General features: G+C 41.3%; 12 protein-coding genes. 9 read left to right on the plus strand and 3 right to left on the minus strand.

All coding sequences use genetic code 11. The features are described 5' to 3' along the window. Together WAK81_RS08345 and WAK81_RS08350 are read right to left on the minus strand one after the other, a co-directional pair. A partial coding sequence (locus WAK81_RS08345; RefSeq protein WP_422196444.1) for a transposase occupies window positions 1–367 on the minus strand: 367 nt, incomplete at its 3' end. Between the two features lie 37 nt (window positions 368–404). Continuing rightward, window positions 405–1499 carry an OmpW/AlkL family protein gene (locus tag WAK81_RS08350; RefSeq protein WP_422196445.1) on the minus strand — a complete coding sequence of 365 codons (1095 nt, stop codon included), beginning with the start codon at window positions 1497–1499 and terminating at the stop codon, window positions 405–407. Between the two features lie 449 nt (window positions 1500–1948). Here WAK81_RS08350 and WAK81_RS08355 point away from each other — a divergent pair, with 449 nt between their 5' ends. Further along, on the plus strand, window positions 1949–2128 hold the full coding sequence (locus WAK81_RS08355) for a hypothetical protein (RefSeq protein ID WP_004646507.1): 180 nt from the start codon (window positions 1949–1951) through the stop codon (window positions 2126–2128). Between the two features lie 285 nt (window positions 2129–2413). On the opposite strand, the gene WAK81_RS08360 is transcribed toward WAK81_RS08355, so the two are convergent. Then, window positions 2414–3202, minus strand: a complete 789-nt coding sequence (locus WAK81_RS08360) for a hypothetical protein (RefSeq protein WP_422196446.1) — start codon at window positions 3200–3202, stop codon at window positions 2414–2416. 268 nt (window positions 3203–3470) lie between these two features. Here WAK81_RS08360 and uvrB point away from each other — a divergent pair, with 268 nt between their 5' ends. From uvrB to WAK81_RS08400, 8 genes are all read left to right on the plus strand, one after another. Beyond that, window positions 3471–5492 (plus strand): excinuclease ABC subunit UvrB, encoded by a 2022-nt coding sequence (uvrB, locus tag WAK81_RS08365; protein ID WP_422196447.1) that lies wholly within the window; start codon window positions 3471–3473, stop codon window positions 5490–5492. 145 nt (window positions 5493–5637) lie between these two features. Then, a complete protein-coding gene (locus WAK81_RS08370) occupies window positions 5638–6225 on the plus strand; it encodes a lipocalin family protein (protein ID WP_422196448.1) in 588 nt (195 codons plus the stop codon). A gap of 162 nt (window positions 6226–6387) precedes the next feature. After that, window positions 6388–7326 (plus strand): EamA family transporter RarD, encoded by a 939-nt coding sequence (gene rarD / locus WAK81_RS08375; protein WP_422196449.1) that lies wholly within the window; start codon window positions 6388–6390, stop codon window positions 7324–7326. 109 nt (window positions 7327–7435) lie between these two features. After that, a complete protein-coding gene (locus tag WAK81_RS08380) occupies window positions 7436–9202 on the plus strand; it encodes a hypothetical protein (protein ID WP_422196450.1) in 1767 nt (588 codons plus the stop codon). 240 nt (window positions 9203–9442) lie between these two features. After that, window positions 9443–10900, plus strand: coding sequence for a glyceraldehyde-3-phosphate dehydrogenase (locus WAK81_RS08385; protein WP_004279679.1), 1458 nt, complete (start codon window positions 9443–9445; stop codon window positions 10898–10900). Window positions 10901–11086: 186 nt separating this feature from the next. Next, window positions 11087–11461 (plus strand): winged helix-turn-helix transcriptional regulator, encoded by a 375-nt coding sequence (locus WAK81_RS08390; protein ID WP_422196451.1) that lies wholly within the window; start codon window positions 11087–11089, stop codon window positions 11459–11461. Between the two features lie 393 nt (window positions 11462–11854). Continuing rightward, the gene (cgtA, locus tag WAK81_RS08395; RefSeq protein ID WP_004646519.1) at window positions 11855–13072 is read left to right on the plus strand and encodes an Obg family GTPase CgtA; all 1218 of its coding nucleotides are present in this window, start codon (window positions 11855–11857) and stop codon (window positions 13070–13072) included. A 27-nt stretch (window positions 13073–13099) separates the two neighbouring features. Then, window positions 13100–13185, plus strand: an 86-nt coding sequence (locus tag WAK81_RS08400) for a hypothetical protein (protein ID WP_422196452.1), incomplete at its 3' end; no start/stop codon positions are given.

Consider the following 13185-nt stretch of genomic DNA (forward strand, 5'->3'; position numbering starts at 1 on the left):
GTGACTTATGATAAACCTCGATATTCCATCGTTTTTGATAAATACGGCTAATATCGTTTCCATCTAAAGACAAATCACTGCAAACTAGATCCAATGAGCCTGTACTTCCATCTTTGTTTGTAAAAACTTGGCGACAAATGAGGACTTCATGAGAATATCCTTTGAGCCAACCACGTACAATTTCACCATCTTTTAAGCCAATTTCTCTTACTTGCTGGAAACGACCATTTCTTTTATCTTTTTCACTTAATGCGATCAGCCGATTACTCTTTAATGCACTAATAAAATGCTTCCTTTTCTTGCGAATCAAATCGAATGTTTCTTTTGAACTATACCAGCTATCAAATAAAACATATTTAAATTTCACGGCCGAAGCCGTTTTAATTAAAAATCGGATATTGAGCTTAGAAACGCATCCCAATACCGGCATAGGCCAGAATCGGATTGACTTCAATATCGGCTTTAGAGCGAATAAGTTCACCTAAATTTGCATCTGTCACCGTAATTATTGTGTCATTTTTCAGATGTGCATAAGATACTGAACCTACAGCAAACCAGGTGTCATTAAAGTCATAGCTAAAGCCGACCGTGGCCACAGGCGCGAAAGCATCGGATGCTTCCAGATCAACTTTCGGGTTGGCTGAACTTGGCGTGCCATCCAGAGAAGCACCAGCTTTTCCTTCCTTGATATTGGCAATCATATGTCCTGCAGCAATCAGGTCCTGCTCGGTACGTGAGTTAATTTCCAGTTCATTGAAATAGGCATACATCACACCTAAACCGACATGAGGCCGGAATTTATTGACCCCGGTTTTACCAAAGTGATACTGGAATTCAAAGGCAGGTGTCCAAGCGCGGGCAGAAGCCGCTGGACCATAGGCTTCCAGATCAGTAATGAGAATATCATTCTTCAATTCAATGCCAGGTAAATCAATTCCACCTGAAATTTGTGGAATCAAATCAAGACTTGGAGTCGCAAGCGCAGAGAAAGGGGCATAAATTTTACCACTGCCTTGCAGATCGACTTTGGGTGGAATACCAGCTTTCATTTCAAAAGAAATATTATCGGTAAAATAGTAATTGGTCATGATGCCTAAAGTAGTGACATCATCCGCTTCCAGGCCAGTACCAGGATTATTCCAGCTTTCCAGTCCATAGATTTCAGCACTTCCACTGAGGTTTTCTGACAGTGTTTTTATGTTGAGTCCATCCAGAATATTAACAAAAACAGAGGAAAGGTTTGGGTCCATGTCTGGATCAAGATTATTTTTCACAGAGTCAATTGAGATATCACCCACTTGTGATGTTTCACCTTCCTTGACAGCAGTATTCACTTTAAATGGTTGGGCTTTACCTTGCGGCATTACATGTAATGCACCAACTGATACCGAGAAACGCTTAAAGCCATTTCCATCTTGTAAGCTAAAATAAGGGGAATCTGCATGCGCGACCATAGGTAAAGTGGCTAGGCCTGCCATACATGCCAGCAATGTTTTCATTGATTTGGAACTCCATGTCCAGTTTGTTTATTTGTTTTTCTAGTTAACTAATTATGTGAATTACATTAAAAAATTCAGTTATAGAACAACAGGTCAAAAGTTAATCGATAGTTGAGATTGGTAACTTCTGTATATTTTTTGCGTATATCTCTTGAGTTTTAAGGAGTGAATAGTATGTAAAAATAATTACTTTTACCTTAATAGCTTAAGTATAAAAATGAAGAAACCTTGCTCTTGAGAGCGTTAAAATTTCAATCGTATGAATTTTTATCATTAAAGATATAGATGAGAATTTAGGTAAATTTTAGGCTGCATTGCTTCAAGTATTTACCATCATGGGATAATTTTTTATTTTTCAAAACAAATACATATGAATTTATCCAAGATCCTGCTACCCAGTCGACTGAGTTTTTTTGTACAATAGCTGCATATATTATTGAGTGAATCACATGAGCACCCAAACCCCTCCCAAAAAAAAGCCCTTGGTTAATTTACCTTTCCCGATCAAGCAAGCAGAGCAAAATGCTGCAGAAGAAGTTCTGGAAGATTTAAGACCAAGACCTCAGCGTTATGCTGACCGTACCTGGATGCCACCACGTGGTACTCGTCGTTCAATGGGTAAACGCTAATTGATTAGACTCAAAAAGCTATGATAAATCATGGCTTTTTTATGGAAGTTCTTAGGGAGTTGGTGAGCAATATTTGATTTATTTTTCGAGCAAATAGAAAATGGTACTCTAATTTATCCAAATCTTTTTCAATTTTATTCTTAATTAAGCAAACGAAATATTGAAGCTCTCTAAATACCAATCAAAATTAAATCCAGACCTGATTGATTTCATATTCAATATTTTAGTCAGCCACAAAAAAAGCCAATTCAGAGATTGGCTTTTTTAAAAAAGTACTGTGGCCGCTTAACGAATGCTTTTACGGGCTTTATTTTCCGGTTTCGGTGGCGCGATTTCTCGCTCACCTTGCCAGACATCAATAAAATCTTTCTCGTTAATATTATAAAGTTCCAGTAGCGCTAAAATCACGCCTCCAAACAACATAGCACCTTCTGAATGGCTCTGAAAATCGACCAGCTTGGTATTTAGGTTGTGCAGAATATCTTCAATTTCAAAGACACGTTCCCGTCCATTACTATCGGTCGGATAGATCTGGGTATTTAAAATAATTCTCGCCAAGCTTTTTTCATTTTCGGTTAATGGTAGCTCTTCAATGAGCTCATCGCTGGCTGGAGTTAAAATGACCGAATCGCGAAATATGGTATGTACGAAATTTGCTGTTAATTTGGGTAGAGGTTTTTCCACAAAAGGGCGGAAAGATTGCGGGAAAATCACATTACGTGAGATGCCTTTAAACATCGGGGCAATTTCCTCGACCTTATAGCCTGCGATCCCACAGCCTAAAGATGTAATAAAATATTTATTTTTAGCATGGTTCTTGGTGTAAATCTTGAAGTCATCAATATAGTGCTGAATTTGTGACAGCGGCATTTGTTGCAAATGCTCGTTCATGGTGGGAATGGCATAGCTCTGACCCGCCCAGCCACGACCAACCCCCATCACTGCACCAAAGTGCTCAAGTGCCGTTCTTGCTGCGCCTGCACCATGCTGTCCCGCCAGATTACTTCCAAATACAAAAACCGTATTTTCCGGAAGGGATTTAACAATACTTTCATCGTGATAGTGGTAAGTCATAATTGTCTATTCTAAGCCATCCTGATCTTCATGTTGCCTTTGATCTTGGTTGGGGTCAAGTACAAAGCAGGTAAGAGAAGAATGTTGCCAGACTCACTAAAGCAGGTAAGAGAAGAATGTTGCCAGACTCACTAAATATGAGAATTCTCAATATATTTCACGACTGTCAGCATCTGTTGGATTTCGGTATTTCGGCTGTGGAATCTGCTCCAGAAAGTCTGAAATCTGCTAAAATTCCTGATCCGCATCCGAGTTGAGACATCTACCTGTGACTGATAAGCAACCCTTTGAATTAGTAACCAGTTATCAACCCGCAGGTGATCAGCCACAGGCCATTGAAAAGCTGGTCAAAGGTATTGAACAGGGCTTTCATGATCAGCTTTTACTGGGGGTTACCGGCTCGGGTAAAACCTATACCATAGCCAATGTCATTGCTCAGACCCAGCGTCCCACTATTGTCATGGCACATAACAAAACCTTGGCGGCACAGCTTTATGGCGAATTTAAGGCATTTTTCCCCAATAACGCTGTCGAGTATTTTGTTAGCTATTATGATTATTATCAGCCGGAAGCCTATGTGCCATCTTCAGATACTTTTATTGAGAAAGATGCCGCAATTAATGACCATATTGACCAGATGCGTCTTTCCGCGACCCGATCATTATTAGAACGTCGTGATGCGATTATTGTGGCTTCGGTGTCTGCGATTTATGGTCTGGGTGATCCGAATGCCTATATGAGCATGTTGCTGCATGTGGTAGAAGGCGATCGTATCGGTCGTGATGACATTATTCGCCGTCTGGTCGAGATGCAGTACTCGCGTAACGAACTGGAATTCCTGCGCGGTACTTATCGTATTCGCGGTGAAATTATTGATATTTTCCCGGCTGAATCGGATCAGGATGCCATCCGGATTGAGCTGTTTGATGATGAAGTCGACTCTATTCGCTGGTTTGACCCGCTGACTGGGAAAATGGTTCGTAAAGTACCTCGCGTGACTATTTATCCTAAAAGCCACTATGTTACACCGAAAGACAATTTATCCCGTGCCATTGAAACCATCCGAGACGAACTTAAAGAGCGTCTGGTGTTCTTCCGGGAAAATGACAAACTGCTGGAAGCACAGCGCATCGAGCAGCGCACACGCTATGATCTGGAAATGATGCAGCAGTTGGGTTATACCAACGGCATTGAAAACTATTCTCGGCATTTATCTGGCCGTCCTGCGGGTGAAGCGCCACCGACCTTGTTCGATTATATTCCTGATGATGCCTTGCTGATTATTGATGAGTCGCATGTGACGGTGCCGCAGATTGGCGCCATGTACAAGGGCGACCGTTCGCGTAAGGAAAATCTGGTCAATTACGGATTCCGTTTGCCAAGCGCGCTGGATAACCGGCCGATGAAATTTGAGGAATGGGAACGTATTGTGCCGACGACTGTTTATGTCAGCGCAACGCCCGCACGTTATGAGCTGGAAAAATCCCAGCAGATTGTCGAGCAAGTGGTACGTCCAACCGGTCTGATCGATCCTGAAATTGAAATTCGTCCAGTTCTGACACAGGTCGATGATGTGCTTTCAGAAATTAATTTGCGTAAAGATATTAATGAGCGGGTGCTCGTGACCACTTTGACCAAACGCATGGCTGAAGACTTAACCTCTTATTTGAAAGAATACGGTATTAAGGTCGCTTATTTACACTCGGATATCGATACTGTTGAACGTGTCAAGATCATTCATGAATTGCGTACTGGGGTGCATGATGTACTGGTCGGGATTAACCTGTTGCGTGAAGGGCTGGATATGCCTGAAGTGTCGCTGGTTGCTATTCTGGATGCGGATAAAGAAGGTTTCCTGCGTTCTGAGCGCTCTCTCATTCAGACCATTGGCCGCGCTGCGCGTAACCTGAAAGGTAAGGCGATTCTGTATGCAGACCGAATCACTGATTCGATGCAGAAAGCCATTGATGAGACGGATCGTCGTCGTGCCAAGCAGATTCAGTTTAATGAAGAGCATGGCATTACCCCGCGTAGTGCAGTGCGTCAGGTGATCAAGGAAATTGATACTGGTGAAGTATTGGATGATGATTCAATTGAATTGAAAGTATCAAATCAGGCACGTGCGATCAGTGCGGATGAACGACATATCATGGCAGATCCGAAAATGTTTGCGAAACACATTAACAAGCTTGAAAAAGAAATGTTGAAAGCTTCCAAAGAGCTGCAGTTTGAGCAGGCTGCGCGTATGCGTGATGAAATTGTGCGTTTAAAAGCCCAGATGTTTGATTGATTGTTGTTGCATTAAATCTTATTTAAATGACGTAAAATCAATCACAAAGCAAACATAATGTAACAAATTAAGGGCTGTGATAAAGCTATTGTATGAACAGAATTTTTTTAAATAAATATTTTGTGAACATGCAATAGGTATCTTTATGACAACTCAAAAATCTTCACGTACCGGATTAAAGCTGGCAAAAATTGCGGTGGGTAGCGCGGTTCTTCTCGGTTTGGGCGCCGCTACTATGGCTTATGCGAAAGACGAGCCATTACCGACCATTGAGAAAGTTGAACTGGACCGTTATTTGGGAACATGGTACGAAGTAGCACGCAAGCCTCTGTATTTTCAAAATAAGTGTGATCGTGATGTCACAGCGACTTATACTTTAAATGAAAATGGCAATATTGTGGTAGATAACCGCTGCATTAAAAAAGATGGTGGACAAACCGAGTCATTGGGCGAGGCATTTGTGCAAAATTCACCGCAGAATACCAAATTAAAAGTCAGTTTCTTGCCAGACTTTATTCGCTGGATTCCGGTCGCTCGTGGCGATTATTGGGTCTTAAAACTGGATGAAAATTATCAAACTGTTCTGGTCGGTGAGCCTAAACGCAAATATATGTGGATACTTTCACGTAATCCACAACTGGATAAAAATGTAGTGAATGAATATTTGCAATATGCACAGTCTGTCGGTTATGACCTGAGTGATGTGATTTATACCAAACAAACTCAAAGATAAAAATATCTTCTTAATGGAAACCATGCTACGGCATGGTTTTTTATTTTATGTGTCGAAAGACAATCTAAAATCGAGAGATAACTACATTTTAAATAGATGAAGCATCAAGCTTTCTATTGTACTAATCGTTATAATGCCGGCGAATGAAAGTAGAGTTTGACTATGTATAAAGGCATTGCGTTATCTGTATTGGCCTCCGTGGTTTTTGGAGTGCTCTATATATTTACGCCTTTTTTACAGCCTTTAGACAGTGAACAGACCTTTGCGTGGCGCATGCTGGCGACCTTACCATTCCTCACAGCCTTTATGTATTGGTCGGGTGATCTGAAACATATTAGCAGTATCTTTAAACAAGTGTTGCAACAGCCTTCGTTTTTGATCTGGTTGCTGATCAGTTCACTGCTGTGTACCACGCAATTGTGGTTATTTCTATGGGGACCTATCAATGGGCGTGGCCTCGAGGTCTCGCTCGGTTATTTTCTCATGCCTCTGGTGATGGTGTTGGTCGGTTGTGTGCTCTATAAAGAAAAATTGTCATCCTTCCAGATGGTTGCTGTTGCTCTGGCAGTGTTGGGAGTAGGACATGAAATCTGGCGGATCGGTTCAATCGCATGGGAAACGGTCTATGTCGCTTTAGCATATCCACTTTATTTCTTTATGCGGCGTAAATTCGCGACCGATCATCTTGGTGGGTTCTGGTGGGATCTATTTCTAATTTTGCCTGTGGCATTTTATTTGGGCTTTATCTATAGCGATTCCATGCCGCTCATGTTGAATCATTCCCACTTGATCCTGGCAGTTCTTGGATTAGGCTTTTTAAGTGCGCTCGGTTTAGGCAGCTATATCTTGGCCAGCCGATATTTGCCCTTTGTCATTTTTGGACTGTTGAGTTATCTGGAGCCGGTACTGCTCGCTTTTGCCTCAATGGCACTCGGTGAGCGCCTGGAATCAGATGAATGGTTGACCTACATTCCAATCTGGCTAGCTGTTTTATTGCTGGTTGTGGAAGGAATATTGCATTTAAAACAGCAGCAGCTGAAGAAATATGAGCTGGCAAATAAAGCCGCACAGCTAGAAAAAATCAGAAAAAATAATGAATAATGTGGTTTGCATAAGCATTATATTCGTCAGACAATATTGACCTGATTATTTTCAAAATCGTCTACCATTTTGTTTAAAAGAATGTTTTCTATATCTTAAGGGGATAAACATGTCACAGATCGCGATTCCATATCAGTTACGTGCACGTTTATCACAACTGGAACCAAGTCTGGATTTAAATTGGGAGCGAGAGCTTCGTACTGTTCTGGCAGAAGTTTCACCAGAATTAAAAAAAAGTATTGATTTTCAGATTTTAAAGCCCAAGAAAATTTTTTGGGATCAGGAAATGGATCAATACCGCTATCAGTCTCAACATTCAGTAGAACGTCTCAGCCAAAAATTTCTCAATGACCGGATGCGTTACTATGCCAGTACCTTTGGCCTGTCACTGAGAAGTTTGCAGGGTTTGAATGATAGCTTGCAAATCGCGGACTACTTAGAAAACGTACTTGAACAAATCGATAAAATTGACGTCAATGAAAATTTTCAGATGCAGCGTGAAAAGCTGGAACTGCGCCGTACTTTTTTATTAAATGCTGCTGAAATTATTCGTGGTCTTCGCTTACAGCCGGCTGAAGGGGTGCGTCAGCTTACCGAACAGCAAATTAAATGCTTTATTATTGAAGTTTTTATCAAGCAGCAATTGTTGGGTTATTGGTATAAACCGCTATTAAAAAAACAGACTGCAGAAATGACGCATCCACTTTTCCGTTATTTCCTGATTAAAGAGCAGCAGATTCGTCATTTTGATATTGTCCGTACCTCGCAATTTCTATTTATCGTTGCGCCGGTGATGGATGTGCAGCAAAACCCGTATTCTATTCGTCGTTTCCTGATTGAAGAAAAAGGTGCACTTGAAGATCAGGTCTATCTGAATATCCTGATTCTGGACCTGCAGGATGACATGGATGAAGAGGTGGTAGAAACCCTGAAATCACAGATGCAGCGGATGGTGACTTTACAGAGTCAGATTCATTTGGATGTAATCGACATTGTGCATACGCTGGAACAGGTGTCTGAACAGAAGTTATTACCTTTACTGGTTGAGCCCATTCAAGTCGTAGAGAAAAATGCCGATGTGGTGGCACAACGTCACCTGAAACAGTTTGAAGAAATTATGACGCGTGAATTGCTTTTGCCGATGCGGGATGCCATTCGTGATCATTTATCGCATATTGAAGAGTTTGATTATCTGTATCTGCATGTCCATAAAATATTTACAGAAATTCTGGCCTATTACCGCGATTTCAAGTCCCAGCCGGGTTTCATGTTTAATCAGTACATCCAGAATTTTGAATATAAACTGCTGGCTTTTATCCGTTTACTGGAAAAGCGTAAAGCGGAAACCTTTATTCCTACACACCGCAATGAATGGCAAGTCATGCATCAGCGTTCACAGCAGGCTGTTCTGGATATTCAAAATACGATTTCTGAAAATGTACAGCAATACCGGGATCTGAAAAAATATATCAATACACTGCAGCGGCAAAAAGCGGATGAAGAGAAAAAATCCGTATTTAAAAAGTTATGGCGTAAGAATAATTTCGATGAGGCGATTCAAAACGCGCTCAACCAATTACAGCAGTTAAAGCGCAGTATGTTTCTGGAAATTATTCAGGTGTCAAGAACACATGAAAACTGTAGCGTATTTCTGGAATTTGAAAGTTTGCAGCATTTACAGCAGGTTGATCGCCACTATGCTTTTCCCTCTGGGGACAATGGCCTGACCCGTTTACCTTTGCTCATTCATTTGCCCGAAACCTATGATGATTTCGATGTAGAAAACTTCAATGCTTCAATGAGTCTGGACATGAACTTTTCAGCAGGGAGTAGAATCCAGCCGGAACAGGGTGGGATGCTAAACTTTGAACTTTAGATTTGTTTGAATAAACAACATTTAACAAATTTGTGCTAGGTACTGAAAAATAGTGGTCTTTAGAATTTTCGGATGCAAAATCATTCAGCTAATTACAACTATTTTTGAAATTTATAGTGAATATACGTTAAAAACTACCCGTCTCAACGAGCTTTTGATTCAAACTTGCGGCCAATTCCATTACAATTATCGGGTTTAGAAATTTATGCTTAGATTTACAATTAATTAGAGGACGTATCTGTGAGCAAAGACACTATTGTTGCCCTCCATGCAGAACACCAAGGTCGCTGGAAAAACCGTGAAGAACTTGCGGAACGTATGATTGCCCTTGTTGGCCAGTTATATCGTGAAAAAAATATTGTAGCTACAGTTTATGGTCGCTCTTTAATTAACCGTTCTGTAATTCAGATTTTGAAAGCACACCGCCGTACTCGCGTACTGGACGTTGAACTTTCTGTAGTTGATACTTTCCCAATTCTTGAAGCATTGGTGAAAGTTGAAAACATCGGTTCTGCTGAAGTTGATCTGGGTAAACTTGCTGTTGAATTTAAAGAAAAAGGCGGCGACATCGATGCATTTGTTGCAGACGCTGTTAAATCGATCGAAGGCAATGCTGCTGCTGTAGAACATAAAGATGTGGTTCTTTATGGTTTCGGTCGTATCGGTCGTATTCTGGCGCGTTTGATGATTGGTCAATCAGGTCTGGGTCGTGGTCTTAGCCTGAAAGCAATCGTTGTTCGTAAATCATCGGATGGTGATTTGGAAAAACGTGCATCTTTATTGCGTCGTGACTCTATTCACGGTCCATTTGCAGGCACAATTTCTGTAGATGAAGAAAACGAAGCAATCATTGCCAACGGTAACTTCATCAAAGTGATTTATGCTTCTAATCCTTCTGAAGTAGATTACACTGCATACGGTATCAACAATGCACTTGTGATCGACAACACAGGTAAATGGCGTGATGCTGAAGGTCTTGCTCAACACCTTAAATGCCCGGGCGCTGCTCGTGTGATTCTGACTGCACCTGGTAAAGGTGACATGAAGAACGTGGTTTACGGTGTAAACCAGGCGGACATCCTTGATGAAGATACAATCATCTCTGCTGCAAGCTGTACGACTAACGCAATTACACCTACACTGAAAGTATTACATGACAAATACACAGTGTTGAATGGTCATGTTGAAACAGTTCACTCGTTCACGAACGACCAGAACTTGATCGATAACTACCATAAAGCTGACCGTCGTGGTCGTGCTGCAACATTGAATATGGTCATTACTGAAACTGGTGCAGCGAAAGCAGTAGCGAAAGCGCTTCCAGCACTTCAGGGTAAATTGACAGGTAACTCTGTACGTGTACCTACACCAAACGTATCTCTTGCGATTCTTAACCTGACTTTAGGTCAAGATGTTGATCGTGATGAAGTGAATGAATACATTCGTCAGATTTCAATCGGTTCTAGCCTGCAAGGTCAAATCGGTTATACCAACTCGACTGAAGTGGTATCTTCTGACTTTATCGGTTCACGTACTGCAGGTGTATTTGACGCGCAGGCGACTATCACTTCAGGTAACCGTTTAACTGCTTATGTTTGGTACGATAACGAAGTGGGTTATAGCTGCCAAGTATTGCGTATTGCTGAACAAATGGGCGGCGTAAGCTATCCAAAAGTTCCTGCTGAAACTAATGCATAATTAGTATTTAGCTAAAAAAGAGTCTCATTTGAGGCTCTTTTTTTATGTTTTTTTATTTAAAGCGGATTGTTCCCAGTCTAATAAGAATCAAGAAATCTGCTTGCTGGTGAAATATTAATCTGATAACTTACAAAGAGTAAGTATATTAAAATGAGTAAGTAATAAAAAAAATATGGTGAGAATGTTATGACAAATTATGCAATCAGCCCATTACTGGGGCAGGTTTTATCAACTGAATGTCCATCACGTGAAATATTGGAACACCTTGCCAATAAATGGTCGGTCTTGGTTTTGCGTTGCTTAAGTGAAGGGGTGCATCGCTTTAGTGAACTGAAACAGAGGATTGAAGGGGTAAGTGAAAAAATGCTCTCCCAGACTTTAAAAATGCTAGAGCAAGATGGTTTTATTTTGAGAACGGTTTATCCGGTGATACCGCCAAAAGTGGAATATCAATTGACCATTACTGGCTCACAAGCGGCTGAAAAAATCATGTATTTAATTGGCTGGATTGAAAAAAGTCTGCCAGATATTTTAGAGCATAAACAAAGTGTTATTAAATAGTAGGAATGCAGTGTTTATGAAAATACAAAATTTGGACTTATCTTAGTTTATATAAAATACAGATTTTAAAAAGTATCCGCATCAGAATATTTTCTTGTGAATAGGGTTTTTGAAAATTTACTCCTCTATAAATTATTTTAAAAATCATCAAGAAATTCACAAAAAGAATTTCCAGAATAGGGGATAGTACTAGGGCGAAAACGCTTCATTTCCTACCACTTCTTTTCCATCTTTTAAGCCTTCTGTTTCTAAATCTATGCCTTAGATAGAGTAAATAGGCTCGGTGAGAAAACGACTAACTAAGATTTATGGGATTGCTGCATAATTCTATTCGAGAAATTCTTTAAAATATGGCAGAATATGGGGTTTTAAAGTTTTTAGAGGATTGGCAATATGCGCTTTGTTGATGAAGCAGTCATTACCGTAGAGGCTGGCGACGGTGGCAATGGCGTAGCCAGTTTTCGCCGTGAAAAATTCGTGCCATTTGGTGGTCCAGATGGTGGTGATGGTGGTCGTGGCGGCAGCATTTATATTCAGGCTGACGACGACACCAGTACGCTAGTTGATTATCGTTATACACGTAAATATCGTGCAGAACGAGCAAAAAATGGCCGTGGGGCGAACTGTGCTGGTCGTGGCGGTGAAGATACCGTATTAAAAGTTCCGGTAGGAACAACAATTGTAGATGTTGAGTCTGGTGACATTATTGGCGACTTGATCGAAGACGGTCAACGCGTGAAAGTTGCAGCAGGCGGTGATGGTGGTTTAGGTAATACACACTTTAAATCATCGACCAACCGTTCACCACGTAAGTGTACGCATGGGCAAAAAGGCGAATTCCGTGAAATCCGTCTAGAACTTAAAGTTCTGGCAGATGTCGGCTTGCTGGGTATGCCAAATGCGGGTAAATCCACCTTCATTCGTGCTGTATCAGCGGCAAAACCAAAAGTTGCAGATTATCCATTTACCACCATGGTGCCAAATCTGGGTGTGGTCGATGCCGACAGTCACCGTTCATTCGTGATGGCGGATATTCCGGGCCTGATCGAAGGTGCATCTGAAGGTGCAGGTCTTGGGATTCGCTTCCTGAAGCACTTGGCGCGTACCCGTATCTTGTTGCACATCGTTGACGTACAACCGATTGATGGCTCAGATCCGGCACATAATGCCAAAGCAATTATGAAAGAGTTAGAAAACTTCTCCCCAACGCTTTCAAAACTGCCGATCGTATTGGTGCTGAACAAAGTCGATCAGTTGGCTGAAGAAACGCGTGAAGAATGGTGCACCCATATTCTTGAAGAATTGCAGTGGGAAGGCCCAGTTTTTGAAACTTCTGGCTTAACTGCTGAAGGCACCAAAGACGTGGTTTACTACCTGATGGATCAGATCGAAGAGCAGCGTGAACGCGAAGCTGAAGATCAAGAATATGCAGCAGAAATGAAAGCATTCCGTGATCAGCTTGAAGCTGAAACACGTGAACAAACCATCGCTGCAAAAGAAGCGTATCGTGAGATGCGTCGTCAGCAACGTCTTGCCGGTATTTTGGGCGATGACGAAGATGATGAAGATGGCGATGATGATAGTGATGTGGAAGTGTACTACGTACGCTAATCTCTGAGAGAAGAGTCTGAGGACAAGATGATAGAAGTGGTAGATGGGCAGCGTCAGCTCAAGGGTTGTAAACGAATCGTTGTTAAAATCGGATCATCTTTACTCACAGCAAA

It is taken from the genome of Acinetobacter sp. (assembly GCF_049284435.1).
Taxonomy (GTDB): domain Bacteria; phylum Pseudomonadota; class Gammaproteobacteria; order Pseudomonadales; family Moraxellaceae; genus Acinetobacter.